This is a genomic window from Fibrivirga algicola (assembly GCF_011742925.1).
GTDB classification, from domain to species: domain Bacteria; phylum Bacteroidota; class Bacteroidia; order Cytophagales; family Spirosomataceae; genus Fibrella; species Fibrella algicola.
Genome location: NZ_WAEL01000002.1, coordinates 551,724 through 566,813, shown reverse-complemented (window position 1 = coordinate 566,813; position 15,090 = coordinate 551,724). Strand labels below are relative to the sequence as shown.

13 protein-coding genes are annotated in these 15,090 nt (G+C 54.3%); 10 read left to right on the top strand and 3 right to left on the bottom strand.

Annotation, left to right across the window (positions count from 1 at the left end; translation table 11 throughout):
• Nucleotides 1-80 precede the first annotated feature (80 nt).
• Nucleotides 81-515: a nuclear transport factor 2 family protein gene (locus F7231_RS07570; RefSeq protein WP_166691457.1), complete on the top strand. Its 435-nt coding sequence runs from the start codon at nt 81-83 to the stop codon at nt 513-515.
• A gap of 99 nt (nt 516-614) precedes the next feature.
• The gene (locus F7231_RS07565) at nt 615-2,024 is read left to right on the top strand and encodes a glycoside hydrolase family 28 protein (protein ID WP_166691456.1); all 1,410 of its coding nucleotides are present in this window, start codon (nt 615-617) and stop codon (nt 2,022-2,024) included.
• Nucleotides 2,025-2,158: 134 nt separating this feature from the next.
• On the opposite strand, the gene F7231_RS07560 is transcribed toward F7231_RS07565, so the two are convergent.
• The 3 genes from F7231_RS07560 to F7231_RS07550 form a co-directional block, all read right to left on the bottom strand.
• Nucleotides 2,159-3,115, bottom strand: coding sequence for an NAD(P)/FAD-dependent oxidoreductase (locus F7231_RS07560; RefSeq protein ID WP_229369710.1), 957 nt, complete (start codon nt 3,113-3,115; stop codon nt 2,159-2,161).
• A 145-nt stretch (nt 3,116-3,260) separates the two neighbouring features.
• Nucleotides 3,261-5,411 carry a hypothetical protein gene (locus F7231_RS07555; protein WP_166691455.1) on the bottom strand — a complete coding sequence of 717 codons (2,151 nt, stop codon included), beginning with the start codon at nt 5,409-5,411 and terminating at the stop codon, nt 3,261-3,263.
• A gap of 138 nt (nt 5,412-5,549) precedes the next feature.
• Nucleotides 5,550-6,644 (bottom strand): GntR family transcriptional regulator, encoded by a 1,095-nt coding sequence (locus F7231_RS07550; protein ID WP_085412114.1) that lies wholly within the window; start codon nt 6,642-6,644, stop codon nt 5,550-5,552.
• 265 nt (nt 6,645-6,909) lie between these two features.
• Between F7231_RS07550 and F7231_RS07545 the strand changes: the two genes are divergently transcribed.
• From F7231_RS07545 to F7231_RS07510, 8 genes are all read left to right on the top strand, one after another.
• Complete coding sequence (locus tag F7231_RS07545) at nt 6,910-7,794, top strand: hypothetical protein (RefSeq protein ID WP_085415075.1); 885 nt, start codon at nt 6,910-6,912, stop codon at nt 7,792-7,794.
• A 31-nt stretch (nt 7,795-7,825) separates the two neighbouring features.
• The gene (gene pseB, locus F7231_RS07540) at nt 7,826-8,842 is read left to right on the top strand and encodes a UDP-N-acetylglucosamine 4,6-dehydratase (inverting) (RefSeq protein ID WP_166691454.1); all 1,017 of its coding nucleotides are present in this window, start codon (nt 7,826-7,828) and stop codon (nt 8,840-8,842) included.
• Nucleotides 8,843-8,916: 74 nt separating this feature from the next.
• Nucleotides 8,917-9,837: a phospholipase A gene (locus F7231_RS07535; protein WP_166691453.1), complete on the top strand. Its 921-nt coding sequence runs from the start codon at nt 8,917-8,919 to the stop codon at nt 9,835-9,837.
• Between the two features lie 19 nt (nt 9,838-9,856).
• Nucleotides 9,857-11,047 (top strand): UDP-4-amino-4,6-dideoxy-N-acetyl-beta-L-altrosamine transaminase, encoded by a 1,191-nt coding sequence (gene pseC / locus F7231_RS07530; RefSeq protein ID WP_166691452.1) that lies wholly within the window; start codon nt 9,857-9,859, stop codon nt 11,045-11,047.
• A complete protein-coding gene (locus F7231_RS07525; protein ID WP_166691451.1) occupies nt 11,044-12,678 on the top strand; it encodes a hypothetical protein in 1,635 nt (544 codons plus the stop codon). Before pseC ends, F7231_RS07525 begins: the two co-directional genes overlap by 4 nt.
• Nucleotides 12,679-12,848: 170 nt before the next feature.
• Entirely contained in the window at nt 12,849-13,556 is a 708-nt protein-coding gene (gene pseF, locus F7231_RS07520; protein ID WP_166691450.1) for a pseudaminic acid cytidylyltransferase, read from the top strand.
• A gap of 89 nt (nt 13,557-13,645) precedes the next feature.
• Nucleotides 13,646-14,647, top strand: a complete 1,002-nt coding sequence (gene pseG / locus F7231_RS07515) for a UDP-2,4-diacetamido-2,4,6-trideoxy-beta-L-altropyranose hydrolase (RefSeq protein WP_166691449.1) — start codon at nt 13,646-13,648, stop codon at nt 14,645-14,647.
• On the top strand, nt 14,632-15,090 hold the full coding sequence (locus F7231_RS07510; RefSeq protein ID WP_166691448.1) for a GNAT family N-acetyltransferase: 459 nt from the start codon (nt 14,632-14,634) through the stop codon (nt 15,088-15,090). Before pseG ends, F7231_RS07510 begins: the two co-directional genes overlap by 16 nt.

Genomic DNA, 15,090 nt, shown 5'->3' with positions numbered 1-15,090 from the left:
TATATTTTATTAAAAACGCGGTCATCTCCGGACTAAAGTCCAGGTTACGCACGAAACCAATTTCAAACCAACCTCCAACAATGAAAACCCTCCTGTTAGTTGCTGCTACCCTGACCCTATATGCCTTATCTGGCACAGCCGCTTTTGCTCAGAAGAATGAAAAAGGCGTTGCCGAAGCCGTTGAAAAGCTACGCAAAGCCATGATCGACCCCACTGAGGCGAACCTGAACGAACTCGTTTCCGATAAGCTGACTTACGGCCACTCGGGTGGAAAAATCGAAGACAAAGCCGAGTTTATCCGGGCGTTGGTCAGCAATGAATCCGATTTCAAAACCATTGATCTGACTGAGCAGAAGATCGAAATCATTGATAACACGGCGCTGGTTCGGCACGTGCTTACGGCCGTAACGGCAAACAAAGGCGTACCCGCCACTGCGCATATCGGTATCCTGCTAGTGTGGGTCTATCAGAAAGGCGCCTGGAAAATGGTCGCCCGGCAAGCGGTTAAGGTGTAGTATCGTTATTTACTAGATAGACTGCCTCACCCTAGCCTGTCGAAGGCGGTCCGACGTTTCGGCCTACAGCGCGAAGCAACGCTTCCCAATTTCCCCAACATGATCAACCTTCTGCTTTTTCTCTCCTTCCTGCTCCCCACCGCCGCCGCTGAAACATCCGCGCCCCCAGCCTGGGTGAAACTGGTTGGCGCGCGCACGGCCCCATCGAAAAAAACGGTGTTTTCGACCACTACCTATGGCGCCGTTGCGGATGGGAAAACGCTCGCAACAAAGGCCATTCAGCAGACGATCGATGCCTGCGCGGCAAAGGGGGGCGGTGTGGTGACGTTCAAACCGGGGCAGTATCTCACGGGCTCGTTGTTTCTCAAACAAGGCGTTACCCTGCACCTCGACAAAGGCGTTGAATTGCTTGGTAGCCAATCGCTGTCCGATTATCCGGAGATCGATACGCGGGTGGCAGGCATTGAAATGCGCTGGCCGGCGGCACTGATCAACATCATCGATCAGAAAAACGTAGCGATCACGGGTCAGGGTATTGTCAACGCGCAGGGGAAACCGTTTTGGGATAGCTACTGGGCCTTGCGTAAAGACTACGAAGCAAAGGGCTTGCGCTGGATCGTGGATTATGACGCCAAACGCCCCCGCACGCTGCTCGTTTCTGGCTCATCAGATGTGACACTCAAAAGCATCACGCTGCAACAGGCTGGTTTCTGGACAGTCCATATTCTCTATTCCGATCACATTACGGCCGATGGGCTGATAATTCGTAACAACATCGGCGGGCATGGACCCAGCACCGATGGTATCGATATCGACTCGTCGACCTACATTCTGGTGCAGCACTGCGACATCGATTGCAACGACGATAATTTCTGCCTCAAAGCCGGTCGCGACTGGGATGGGCTACGCGTGAATCGACCAACGGAATACGTGCTCATTCAAAACTGCGTATCTGGTGCCGGTGGCGGGCTAATCACCTTTGGCAGCGAAACATCAGGCGGTATCAACCACGTGATGGCCCGCAACCTGACCGCCAAAGGCACTGGCGTAGGTATTCGCCTCAAGTCGGCCATGACGCGGGGCGGCACTGTGTCGGACATCTACATGGAAAACATTACGATGGAAGACGTTGGTGTGCCGGTGGAGGTAACCATGAACTGGAACCCCAGCTACAGCTACTCGACCCTGCCCGCTGGCTACACCGAAGCGACTTTGCCACCCCACTGGAAGGCGATGCTGGCCAAAGTGGAACCGGCCGAACGAGGCATTCCGCATTTTAAAGACGTGCATATTTCCGGGTTGAAAGTTACTGGCGCTAAGCGCGGCATCATGGCGGCGGGCCTCGCTAATTCATTGCTCGAAAACTTCACGTTCACCGACGTAATCATTGCCGCTAATTCTGCTGGTCAGATCGACTACGCTAAAGGCTGGACGGTAAAAAACCTTCAGATCACCGCTAAAGACAGCAAGCCTGTCGTCGTGAAAAATAGCGACGGCTTGAGGTTGTAGGAACGTTGGATGCTTTATGAAAAACGAGGTACGTTGCCGCTAGGGATATGGGGCAACGTACCTCGTTTTTATTTGTATTGCTTCGCGCTGTAGGCTAGGCAGCGCGAAGCAATAGCGAAAGCAAGATAGAACAACTACGCGTCCTGAAGCCGTAGTTGCAGGTCTTCGGCAATCAGTTCCCTATTGATCCACGCGGCGGCCTTGGAACCATTGGCGATTGCGATCGCTACCTGTCGAAAAGGGTTTGTGATGTCGCCAGCGGCGAACAGGCCGGGTACGTTGGTTTCGCCAAACTCGCTCGCCTGAATCAAGTTGTTTTTGGTCATGGCGCAGCCTAGTTGATCGGCGATGTCGGTATGGTGCTGGAAGGGGACACGGGCAAAAATGGCTGTCGGGTGCGCCCGCGTTCCGTCGGTGAAGCGTAAGGCCGTGAGCTGACCCGACTCGTGTTCAAGAGCGTCGACGGGCGTTTCTATAATTGGAATATGAAGTTGCTCCAGCGTTTGCCGTTGGGTATCGTCCAAGGTTGATGGGCCGTTGGTATACAGGGTAAGCTGGTCGGTCCAGTGCTGAATAAGCGTAGCCAGTTCGTAGCCCATCTCGCCATTCGCCAGTATGCCCAGTGGCTGACTATGCACTTCGTAGCCATGACAATACGGGCAGTGCAGCACCGATATGCCCCAGCAGTCGGCAAAGCCCGCTAGATCGGGCATGATGTCGGCTACGCCTGTTGATAACAGGAGCTTTCGGGCTGAAAAGGAAGCACCGCTCGTTGTTGTCACCGTGAACCCGTGGTCTGCCTGTGCGGCCGAAACGACTGTATCAGCTAGAAACTGGACGGTTGGATATTTCCCTGCCTGGTCGCGGGCGATAGCCGACATGGTGGCTGGCGTTTCACCGTCGCGGGTCAGAAAACCGTGCGAATGGGGCGTTTGTCGGTTGCAGGGCTTACCTGCGTCGATTACCAGTACCCGGCGTAGGGAGCGGCCAAGTAACATGGCAGCACTTAGTCCGGCATTGCTGCCGCCAATAATCAGTACATCGTATGCTTGTTCGTTGGCCATATTGTCTCCGTGTAAAATAAGTATCATGCAACAGTGTTGCAAAGAGAATACTATTATTGCTGTTCTCCAAGCAAAAGCCGTTATTTATTGCAACAGTGTTGCAATAAATAACGGCTTTTGCTTGGCTAGCTACTTTTTTTTGGGGACGTTTCTGCTCCTGTACGCCTCGTACCTACGGCATCTTTGCCAGATTTTCCCAGCGCACTACCCATTTGCCATTCTTCGGGAAACCGGGCGACAACGTACCTGGACCGTTATCCCAACCGGCGCACATCATGGCTACGGCCGTAAGCAGACCCCCATTGCCGGGCAGGTAAATGCGGAGGTTATCGCGCTGGTAGTTGTGGCCGTTGTGCAGGAAGGTATTTTTCGTCACCGGCATCAGCAGGGCGTCGATGGCTTTGTCGGGTTTGCCGAGGCGGGCGGCGGTCATGGCTACGAGCGGATAATCCCAGCCCCAGGTGCTTTCCCAATTCCAGACGGTCATAATCTTGTCGAAGGTACGGTCCATGGTGGGTACGTCGAGTGAGGGCGTTTTTGGCATGTATCCATAAGCCCCCAACACTGCCGGGTGATCGGTCATGAACTCTGGATTAGTGTATGAATCGGAGGCACTTTCGGCGGCCAGATACAGACCATCCTGCGCGGGAAACGGCGACAGACCGGCCAGTACCTTATCCCATTCCGGGTTGCGGGGCATGCCCAGGCGTTCGCGCCATTGCTGCGCGGTAGTCAGGCCCCACCACCAGTAAGCCAGTTCGAAGGGTGGGTTATAGGTGCTGGCATATTTGAAGCGCTCCTGCGCCGGAATCATGCCTTTGCCCAGGATGTACTTGCCTTTCTTCGGATCGAGCCAGGCGTAGGACGCCATGAAGTCGGCAGTAGCGAAGACGAGGTCTTTGTAGGTGTTCAGCGTCTTCTGGTCGAGGTGGTTGCGGTAGCTGAGTTCGGCGAAATAGATAAAGTGCGGCTGCTGCCAGATCAGGAACGGGCCGATCGGGGAGGGGCTTTCGTTGCCGACCTCATCGACCATTTTCTGCCAGCGAACGCCCTTAAAGCCCTGCCGTTGTGCCAGATCAGCGGCGCCGGGTCGGGCTATGGTATACCAGCCCAGGCTTTTTTCGAGCAGCGCGGGACGGTTCCAGAGCGGAAAATGGGCCGCGTGCCACCAGTGCATTTCCAGGTGCGGCTTGCCGTACCAGCTGTTGTAGGTCAGGCCGGTTTCCTGCGGCGGAATAGTGCCCGAACACTGAATCTTGGTCAGATACTGCGACAGTACAATTCGACGCTCCAACTCTTTCGCCCGTGGATCGGTGCTGCCCGATAAGTCGACAGCCCCACCCGTAGTCCAGAATGAGTACCAGTGGGTCTGGTTAGCCTGCTGCGTCGTGGCAAAAGTAGGTTGGGCTGTTTTTGCTGGTGATGCGCTTGACGTAAACCGGCATGTGAAGGCGAGCGTCGTGGCCGATTTGTCAGGGGTTAGTGTAAACTCGTGGGCCTTTACTTCGCGAACGGTTGCTTTTCCCGTCCAGGCAAGGGCGGCGGTGTAGCGGGTAGTGTCGAGCTGGCGCTCCAGCACCACGACGTTGGCAGTTGTTGGCCGCAGGCGGGTGATGTGGCGGGTGGGCTTATTGAAATCAGGAATACCCTCCCAGTCAGTAGCCCCGTAGGGGAAGCGCAGCGTGACCAGCAACCGACCCGTCGACACCAGCGGGGAACGTACCTGAACGGCTACCATATCCTGCGCGGGGTGGCAGATGGTTACCACATCAACGGGCTGATTGTCTACCTCAAAATGGCTATGAATTTCGCCTTTCCACATATCCAGCGTCTGCCGGATGTTCCGCAGATCGGCCATCTTCGCGGTTGAGCCATCCGCTTTCCTCAGGTCGAAGCCAATCATGCCGAGGTGCAGCCGGTGCGGGTTTTCGCGAAAATAATTCGATACGGCTTCCTGCCTGCCCGCCCCTTTGATTGAAAACGTGTACGGCACTTTCCGACCATGCTGATCGATGGAATTATACACTTCACTCAGCTTATAATTGGCCGGATTGGGTACGGCATGCCAGCCCCATTGCGACTGTGTACCCAGCGGCACGGCGTCTTTGTAATAATCAGGGAAGGTTTGCAGGCCCGTCGCATCGACCGTAAACGCAAATTCGCCGTTACCAACCGACACGGATCCCAGCGTATCGAACCGGGTGTTGATCACGGCGTGGCGGGCAACCAACGCTTTACGATCAATTTTGGGAGATGAGCCCGTATGCGCAGTGGCGAGGCCAGCGGTTACCAGCAAAAAAATAAGTGAGGAGAGAAAACGCATGAATTGCAGCGGAAGTAGTAATCTGAACTAGAATTCGTTCGGGGTGGATTAACTCACAAAAAGAAGTCCATCAGATAGCTAATGGACTTCTCGAGTTTATGAGAATAAAAGCTTACTAAAAAAGAGGGGTGTACCCAACTACAACGACCCGCGCCGGATCATGTAGAATGGATTTTTAACCTTTATGTGCTTGTTGTCGAGTAGCAACGAGGCTGTGGTGTAGCCCATCGCTTCGAAGTTGGTGCTTACTACGGTGATGTCCAGCAGTTCTTTCAGGGTAGTATCATTGAAGGAGATCATCCCGATTTCGCGCCCTAGCTGAAAATTGGTTTGCCGCACTTTTTTGACCAGTTCAGACAGGTCGGTTTCTTCAACAACCACGTAGGCGGTGCCGGCCTGCAGGTGCTCATTTACAGCGTTTTCCTTAATGGCAAAGTCCTTGTTGGCATTGATGCAGAACGACCGGAACCCGCGCGCAATTTCGACCGGGTAATTGCCATCGCTTGGCAGCACCAGCACCATCCGGTTGTATTTAGTCAGCAGATCCTGGGCTGTTTCCAGCGCCTCGCGAATGTCTTTATCGAAGTTCTGGTGAACGCTCAGGAAGTTACCGGGCAGTTCAGGTACGTCCTTGTCGAGCAAGACCAGCTGGTTGGCCGGAATCGACCCAAGCACGTCCATGTAATTGGCTTTGTCGAGATCCTGCGTGAAGTGCGGCATGATCACGTAGTAGTTGTACTTACCGAGGCTTTGCTCGATAATCTCCTGAAAATGCTGAGCGCTGTAGTGGTGAATCTGCAGATCAACGTTGGCCCGGTCGCCGAGGGCTTTCAGAAAGGCGTAGTAAATGATCTTCTTATAGGAACTGAGCTTATTGAACACCAAAAGGATCTTGAGCTTGAGCGCATCGTTGGCCTGAACGTAATATCCCTTGCCCTGCACCGACGTAATGTAGCCGCGCTCGCGCAGTTCGCGGTACGCTTTCTCCACGGTGTCGCGGGCGAGGTAATACTCGATGCTTAACTCGCTGATCGATGGCAACTGCTCACCCTTGCGTAACACCCCCCGCCCAATGTCAGTGATAATCGACTGAACAATCTGCTTGTACTTGGGCGTCTTGTCTTTCGGGTTAAACTGCAATCGGTAAATGGGAACAGACGTACTGGGGTATACATCGATGAAGTCATACGATTGACGACGCTGACGAGTTTCGATGGCTTGTCGTTGTACCATAACAGATAGAGTAAATTTCGTTCGGGCAAGGGTAAGAAGATAGAATCGAGGCGGAATGATAGTAATAGACTACGTTAATTTTCTCCGATTCTTAGACAGAAACAAGAAAATATCTGATTTTATCTATGCAATCGTTGCCGGGAACGTTGCCAGTGAGGCTAATGCAGGCCGCTTATCGTCCAGGAAAACACGCAGAGGAAAAAAAGCGACGAATAGGTATTGCCGCCATTATGGTATTTTTGCAAGCCCGATGGTGGGTGCTTCTATGCTCGAAACTAGTTTTAACGCCGCTTCGCGTCACGTTGGTCTCTTCATCGACACGGTGCTGTCGTTACTGAAAGTACTGATCAAATCCCGCTTTTCGGTAGCCTTCCCCGCTCCCCAGAAATCGGCCTGCTCTATTCTTGGTAATGGCCCATCACTTCGGCAATCGCTTGATACTGACCTGGCGTTCATTCGGGAAACGGAGGTGATCTGCGTGAACAACTTCGCGTCATCGCCCGAGTATGCGCAGTTGCAGCCGATGAACTACGCCTTGCTCGACCCGGCGTTTTTCCTGTACAGCGAACAAAACAACAGCCGGAAAGACGTTGAAAAAACGATTCGCTGCCTGATCAACCTCACCGTATGGCCCATGACCCTGTTTGTGCCCCAATCGGCGCGGGGTAGCTACCTGATCGGCCAGCTGCATCGGAAGCATCCAAACGTCAGCGTTGTCTTTTTCAACTACACTGTTGTGCGAGGGTACGACTGGTTTCGCTTTTTCATTTTTCGAAAGGGTTGGGGCATGCCGCAATCGCAGAATATTCTGGCGGCGTCGCTGTATCTGGCCATCACCCGGCGTTTCAAGGAAGTGTACCTGTTTGGGGCCGATCATTCCTGGCATGAAGAAATCCGGATGTCAGAAAGCAATGAACTGTTGATGAAGCAGGAGCACTTCTATGATAAACCCGGCACGGTAGCTTACATTCCGGTTTACGACGTAGTGAAGAAAGAAACCTCGCGGATGTCAGCGCAATTTGCGTCGCTGTCAAAAGCATTTTATAGTTACGAAGTCCTGCGCGACTATGCTGCCTCGCTGAACGTTCAGGTCCTGAACGCAAGCGCCAAAAGCTACGTCGATGCGTTCAGAAGAGTCAACATTCAATAATCCGCGTACCATTTCCGTGTACCCATCTCATATGCTTGATCTATCAAATAAATCCATCCTTATCACCGGTGGTACCGGCTCATTTGGCAAGAAGTTCGTGGAAATGGTGCTGAAGCGCCATCCCAACATTAAACGGCTGGTGGTGTACTCGCGCGACGAACTGAAGCAGTTCGAAATGAGCCAGACGTTTCCGACCAGTACCTACAAAGCCATGCGCTATTTTATCGGCGACGTGCGCGATGGTGAACGGCTGAAGCGGGCTTGCGAAGGTATCGACATTATCATTCACGCTGCTGCGCTGAAGCAGGTACCCGCCGCTGAATACAATCCGATGGAATGCATCAAGACCAATGTCTTCGGTGCCGAGAACGTGATCAACGCGGCCCTCGACAACGGCGTACAACGTGTAGTGGCCCTTTCGACGGATAAAGCCGCCGCGCCGATCAACCTGTACGGCGCGACTAAACTCTGCTCGGATAAACTCTTCGTGGCTGCCAACAACATGAAAGGTGCGCGTGACCTGACCTTCTCGGTGGTTCGTTACGGCAACGTGATCGGCTCGCGGGGGTCGGTGGTACCGTTCTTCCTGGAGAAGCGGAAAGAAGGCGTATTGCCCATCACGCATAACGACATGACACGTTTCAACATCTCGCTCGAAGATGGTGTGGAGATGGTGCTGTATGCGCTGGAACATGCCTGGGGCGGTGAAATCTACGTACCCAAGATTCCGTCGTACCGGATTACCGACGTGGCCACGGCCATTGGTCCCAACTGCGAGCAGGTGCTGGTGGGGGTACGTCCCGGTGAGAAACTGCACGAAGAGATGATCACCGAAACAGATTCGCTCAATACAGTTGAAACCGAACGGTACTATGTGATTACACCTTCGACCCCCACCTGGGAGGTTGATGACTACCTGAAGGCGTTCAACGGTAACCGCGTTTCCGAAGGCTTCAAGTACAATTCGGGCACCAACACCGATTGGCTAACCGTTGATCAGTTGCGCGACCAAATCCGCGAACACGTAGACCCGACGTTCAGCGTGTAGGGGGATGAACAATGCAGTATTTTGGTGGTTAGCCACTTACATCGTTCTGCGTTGTTCATTCTAACTGTCACGTTATGCCTGTCATTAGCAACCAATTAGCTGCTTGTCGGATCCTGAGTGTACTGTTATTGAGTTGGCTGCCAGTGACTGGACAAGCGCAGGACTCGACCTTGTTTAAAGCTGAAACCAGGTTTGGTACCCTGACCGATCGCTGGGATCTGGACCCCGCCAATCAGCAAAAGGCATTCGTTATAACGCCGTATAGACCCGTTTACATCACGGCTGGCCGCTGGACAAACCAACCCAACGAACAACCGATGAGTGAAACGCCGGGTTACTCGCAGATTTACCGGTCAGATTATGGCAACTACGAGGCTAAGTTTCAGCTGAGCCTAAAGGTGAAGGTGTTGCAACGCATCTTCGGGCGGGGTACGTTGTGGGTAGCCTACACTCAGAAATCGCACTGGCAGTTGTACAATATTCTCTTTTCGCGACCTTTCCGCGAAACGAATTATGAGCCGGAAGTAATTCTGAATTTCCCGACCAACTTTACCTTGTTTGGTCTGCGAACACGGATGATCGGTTTGGGCTTTAATCACCAGTCCAATGGTCGCTCACTTCCGCTTTCGCGAAGCTGGAACCGGGTGTTTGCTCAGGTTGGTCTGGAACGTGGCCGTTGGGCGGTACTGGTGCGTCCCTGGTATCGGCTTCCCGATGCCGACGACGAAAATCCAGCCATTGCCAACTACGTGGGTCGGGGTGATGCCGTCATTATGTATCGGACGGGCCAACACCTATTTTCGCTGATCGGAAGCCATTCGTTGCGGATAGGTAAGCTGAATCGTGGGCAGGTGCAGTTCGACTGGACATTTCCCATTGCCGGAAACCTGCGGGGTGACCTGCAGATTTTGCACGGTTACGGTGAAACGCTGGTTGACTATAACTACCGGCAAACTACCATTGGCATTGCTGTTCCGCTGGTTGAATGGCTATGACCGTTTTACATACGTTATAATGAACAATCCCATTCCATACGGTCGGCAACACATTACCGACGAAGATATTGCGGCGGTGGCCGAGGTGCTGCGCGGGCCGATGCTCACGCAGGGACCGGCCATTGGCGCGTTTGAAAAAGCGTTCGCTGAGTACATTAGTGCCCCCTATGCCGTAGCCGTGTCGAATGGAACGGCCGCCCTGCACCTGTGTTGCATGGCCCTGGGCGTTACCGAAGGAACACGGGTTATTACTACACCGATTACCTTCTCGGCGTCGGCCAATTGCGTTCGCTATTGTGGCGGCGAGGTCTATTTCGCCGACATCGACCCCGAAACCGTATTGCTGGATATAAACGCCGTGCGTGCGCTGGTAGAATCGAAGCCAAAGGGGTTTTTCTCGGGCATCATTCCCGTCGATTTTGGCGGTTACCCTGTCGATATGGCCGCATTCCGGGCCCTGGCCGATGAGCATGGCTTGTGGTTGCTCGAAGACAGCTGCCATTCACCAGGTGGTTCATTCGTCGATGACGACGGAGTAACCCATCGGTGTGGCGACTCGTCGCTGGCTGATCTGGCTATTTTCAGCTTCCATCCCGTAAAGCACATTGCCTGTGGGGAAGGTGGTATGATCACGGCTGGTACCGAAGCGCTGTATAACCACCTCATGCGGTTACGTACCCACGGCATCACCAATAGACCCGGCGACTTTACACCGCCCTACGCGGGCGAACCCGAGCGCGGCGGCTGGTATATGCAGTTGCAGGAACTGGGTTACAATTACCGCCTCACTGATATGCAGGCGGCATTGGGGCTGAGTCAGCTAAACCGCGCTGATCAGATGCTGATCCGCCGCCGCGCCATTGCGGCGCGCTACGATGCTGCCTTTGCCGACACGAACGTACAGACTATTGTTCCGCCCGAAAACGTAGGCCACGCCTACCACTTGTACGTGGTGCAGGTCGACGACCGGAAGGGGTTGTACGATCATCTTCGGGCCAACAACATTTTTGCGCAGGTACACTACATTCCGGTGCATACCATGCCGTATTACCAGCAGCAAAGCAATCAGGGGAACACGAATGCGCCCGGTGACCATCCGCTGGCCGAACGCTACTACAGCCGTTGCCTGAGCCTACCTATGTACCCTACGCTTACCGACGAGGAGCAGCAATACGTAATTGACCAGGTGCTGGCGTTTGTGGGTCAATGAAACGGGGATTGCTTTGGCTGGCTGCTTCCGTTCCGGTGCTGTATTACGTTGGCATAGTGATCTGGTACGCCTACGATTTCCCGTATATGGACGATTATCCCGTCGTGGTCGATTTCCTGAATCGGCTTCCTGCGGCGGGTACCTTTGGCGATAAAGTGGCGTTGCTGCTGGAACAGAACAATTTCCATCGGCTGGTGCTGGCCAAACTCATTGCCTGGACCAACATCGCCCTGACGGGATCGGTCGATTTTCGGGTAATGCAATACGTAGGGTTACTCGCTTTGCTGGGTACGTCGTGGTTATTGCATCGTAGTTATGCCGTATCTTGGAGATACGGCATAACTACGAGTAGTTTTTTCTGGTACTTCCTCCCCGGCCTTTTCCTGCTCTTTCAATTTCAGGGGTGGAATGTTGCGTTCTGGAGTATCGTGGCGGCATCGAACGTAACGGCACCGGCACTGGCGTTGCTGGCTTTTTACCTGGTCAACCGCGGCCGCGAAGGGTGGGCGATTGGGGCGGCCGTAGTGGCGCTGTTTACCAACGGAAACGGTATTCTAGTGTTGCCCCTGGTGATGATGACCCTGCTTTGGCAGCAGCGTTGGCGCTGGGCACTGGGTACGTTGCTGGTTACCATTCCGGCGTTACTGTTCTATTTCCACGATTACCACAACCCGTCGGGGCCGTCGCTGGGGCAACTGCTAAGCCCGGCTAAACTTACGCACCTTCTGGCGTTGGACACGGCTTTTCTCGGGGCCATCGTCTACCATCCGGCCGTTGCCTGGTTACCAGTTCTGTTGGGTAGCGCAACGATTGGTTGGGTAACGTACCTGCTCTGGATTCGCTATGACCGAATCAACCCAACGCTGTTCTGGCTGCTTGTCTTTCTGCACCTGACCGGGTTGATGCTAGCCGTAAACCGTATTCAGAACGACACCAGTATTGTCTTTGCCTCGCGATACCGCAACGTTACGGCCCTGCACCTGGCGGCAACGTACCTGACAGTGCTCGATGTACTGATGCGACGCGATTTTCGCTGGCGAAACCGAAGCCTGACGAACTGGTTTGCCGGCCTTGTTCTGGTGGGTACGGTAGGTCTCTGGGCGGCATCGAACTGGACGTACCTGAGTAAGATCGAGCGTTTTCGGGAGCTAAAACTAACGGATAATCTGCTCTGGCAACGCTACGGCCAAATTCGCGCTTCTGCCCCACAGTACCAGCCCGCCTCCCGGTTGACCGAACTGGCAAGCCGCCGCATGTTCCGACCCGAAACCATAGCGCTGACCGAACTGGCAAGTCGATCTGTGTCGGTTTTGCCAGCCACGACACCCGGCGATTCGCTGACGTACGGAATCGACCTATGGCGGCGTGACGACCAGTTTCTGGTTGTCAGCGGCTGGGCAAAAGTGGCGGGCCGTAAAGCCAACTTCAACGACACGTTTGTGGGTGTAAAAACGGCAAACGGCTGGCACTACTACACCACGCTCTTCCACCAGCGGCTCGACAAGGAAGATTCGGCCAACGATAAAGACACTGGTTTCACCGCCATCATTCCCGACGCCCAGCCCACCGATTCACTTGCGATCGTTGTCCGATCCGGCAAATACGCTGCAAGTGAAAAGATGGTCCGTTGATCAAATGAATTCGCGCAGCTTGTCCGACAGGAATACGGATTAGTTGGATTAAAAGAGATTTTCGCGGATGATTGATTAAAACAGACGGGCTTCGCTGCCGTTAAAAACCGGTGTAGATCGGTTCAGTCCGTCCAATCCGCATTTCGATTAAAATTTGTGTACCATTGATCATGAAGACACTCTGCATTATTCCGGCGCGTGGTGGGAGCAAGCGTATTCCGCGGAAAAACATCCGGCCGTTTCTAGGGCTGCCCATCATCGCCTATTCCATCCGGGCGGCGCAGGAGTCGGGCTTGTTCGATGAGGTCATGGTCTCGACAGATGATGCCGAGATTGCTGAGATAGCCCGGCAATATGGAGCCTCGGTGCCCTTTGCGCGCTCGGCCGACACCGCCAATGACCACGCGACTACCGCCGCTGTTTTGGCCGAGGTGCTGGCTGGCTACGCTCAACAGGGTACGCACTTCGACCGAGCCTGTTGCCTGTACGCCACCGCACCATTTGCCACAGCCGATACGCTTCGTGAGGCGTTTGCGAAGCTGGAGACAGGTGGGTTCGATACCGTTTTTCCGGTAGTCCGCTTCAGCTTTCCCATTCAGCGGGCGGTTGTGTTTCAGGATGACCGGCTCGTCTGGCGCGAACCTGACCATGCTCTCACCCGCTCGCAGGACCTGGCGCCCGCCTTCCATGATGCCGGTCAATTCTATTGCTTCGTCGTTTCCCGCTTTCTCGATAGTGGTCGGCTGCTTACCGACAACACGAGTGCCATCGAACTAACGGAACTGGAAGCGCAGGATATTGACAGTCCGGCCGATTGGCAACTTGCCGAGCTGAAAGTCGATCTTTTACGCCAAAATCAAGTCGGTAAGACTGATTGACCGGTTTATCATTAGCCGGAAAGAAGGGTGGCAGGGCGGCGTTCGTGTTGTAGTTTTGTTGTTTCCGACTACAGTTTCCTGCCTTCCTTATGAAACGAATTCTTTTCCGCGCCGACGGTACCAGTCAGACTGGTATGGGCCATATCATGCGCAGCCTTGCGCTCGCTGAGATGCTAAGCCCGGTCGATGGGAGCGACGAGTCAGGTTTCGATCGTCGTTTTGCCATTCAGCAGCCGTCAGACGCGGTACTGAAGACCGTTGCCAAGCTTGGCATCCCGGTCATCGCCCTGAAAACAAATGACCTCGACGAATTTCTCCGGCACGTATCCGCCGACGATGTGGTGGTCCTCGATGGCTACGCCTACGATGAAGCCTTCCAGCGCGCGGTTCGGAAACAGGCGCATAAACTTGTGTTCATCGATGATCTGATGCAGGGAAAGCAGGTGGCTGATGTCGTGATTAACCATGCCGGTGATGTAACGCTCGCCGATTACGAAACGGAATCGTATACGAAACTGCTGCTTGGTGCGCCTTACGCGCTGGTCAACCCGGCTTTCCGGCAAAAACCGCAGCCTAAAGACGGCGAAAACAAAGCGTTTGTCAATATGGGCGGGGCCGATCCGCATAATGTGAGTCGTGAGGTAGTTGAACTGCTGCTGACCCAAAACGCCGAACTGCGCGTGACAGTCGTATTGGGCTCAGCGAATCCCCACCTGGACACGTTTGCCGACCTGCCCAAAGATCGACTCAGTATCCAGCAAAACCTGTCGCCCAAACAGATGGCGCGCGCTATTGGCGGCAGTGGTCTGAGTATCGTTGCGGCCAGTACCATCGCCTACGAAGTGGCCACCGTGAGCCGCCCGATGATTATAATTCAGACGGCCGATAACCAGAGCCGCCTCGTTTCGTTTATGCGCGACCGGCACCTGGTACTAGGGGCCCTCTCACTGCCCATCGCCCCCGACAAGTTTGAGATTGCCGTTGGCAAAGCCCGTCTTACGCCCACGGTATTCAAGCAGCGCCTCGTGTTCGATGGGAAAGCCACCGAGCGGTACAAGCAGCTTTTCACGCAGCTATGCGCCACCGAGTAGCTACCGCCGCCGACGTTCGCCTCTATTTCGACTGGGCTAACGACCCCGCTACGCGCCAGCAATCATTCAACTCCGGACCGATTCGGTGGGAGAACCACGAAGCCTGGTTTGCCCGAAAACTAGCCGATGCCAATGCGCTGTTGCTCGTTTTCGACACAGACGAAAATGTGTCGGTTGGACAGGTACGTTTCGAGCGGCAGCCCGATGGTGAAGTGATTATCGGCGTGTCGGTCGACCATGCGTTTCGGGGTCGGGGTCTGGCGTGGCAACTGATTGCCGATGGGTGTCAGGTGTGTCAGGCCAGTTGGGGCAACGTACCTATTTCAGCCTACATCAAGCCCGACAATCAGCCATCTATCCGTGCCTTCGAACGGGCTGGCTTCACGGACTCGCACGAAAGCCGTAAATTTGGCGTTGAATCAGTCTGTTTAACGTTCAGATAA

Excerpts from the sequence above, each read along its gene's own strand:
- pseG (WP_166691449.1), top strand. The coding sequence starts at position 13,646 with ATGAAACGAATTCTTTTCCGCGCCGACGGTACCAGTCAGACTGGTATG.
- F7231_RS07535 (WP_166691453.1), top strand. The coding sequence starts at position 8,917 with ATGCCTGTCATTAGCAACCAATTAGCTGCTTGTCGGATCCTGAGTGTA.
- F7231_RS07510 (WP_166691448.1), top strand. The coding sequence starts at position 14,632 with ATGCGCCACCGAGTAGCTACCGCCGCCGACGTTCGCCTCTATTTCGAC.
- F7231_RS07570 (WP_166691457.1), top strand. The coding sequence starts at position 81 with ATGAAAACCCTCCTGTTAGTTGCTGCTACCCTGACCCTATATGCCTTA.
- F7231_RS07555 (WP_166691455.1), bottom strand. The coding sequence starts at position 5,411 with ATGCGTTTTCTCTCCTCACTTATTTTTTTGCTGGTAACCGCTGGCCTC.
- pseB (WP_166691454.1), top strand. The coding sequence starts at position 7,826 with ATGCTTGATCTATCAAATAAATCCATCCTTATCACCGGTGGTACCGGC.
- F7231_RS07550 (WP_085412114.1), bottom strand. The coding sequence starts at position 6,644 with ATGGTACAACGACAAGCCATCGAAACTCGTCAGCGTCGTCAATCGTAT.
- F7231_RS07560 (WP_229369710.1), bottom strand. The coding sequence starts at position 3,115 with ATGATACTTATTTTACACGGAGACAATATGGCCAACGAACAAGCATAC.
- F7231_RS07565 (WP_166691456.1), top strand. The coding sequence starts at position 615 with ATGATCAACCTTCTGCTTTTTCTCTCCTTCCTGCTCCCCACCGCCGCC.
- F7231_RS07525 (WP_166691451.1), top strand. The coding sequence starts at position 11,044 with ATGAAACGGGGATTGCTTTGGCTGGCTGCTTCCGTTCCGGTGCTGTAT.
- F7231_RS07545 (WP_085415075.1), top strand. The coding sequence starts at position 6,910 with ATGCTCGAAACTAGTTTTAACGCCGCTTCGCGTCACGTTGGTCTCTTC.
- pseC (WP_166691452.1), top strand. The coding sequence starts at position 9,857 with ATGAACAATCCCATTCCATACGGTCGGCAACACATTACCGACGAAGAT.
- pseF (WP_166691450.1), top strand. The coding sequence starts at position 12,849 with ATGAAGACACTCTGCATTATTCCGGCGCGTGGTGGGAGCAAGCGTATT.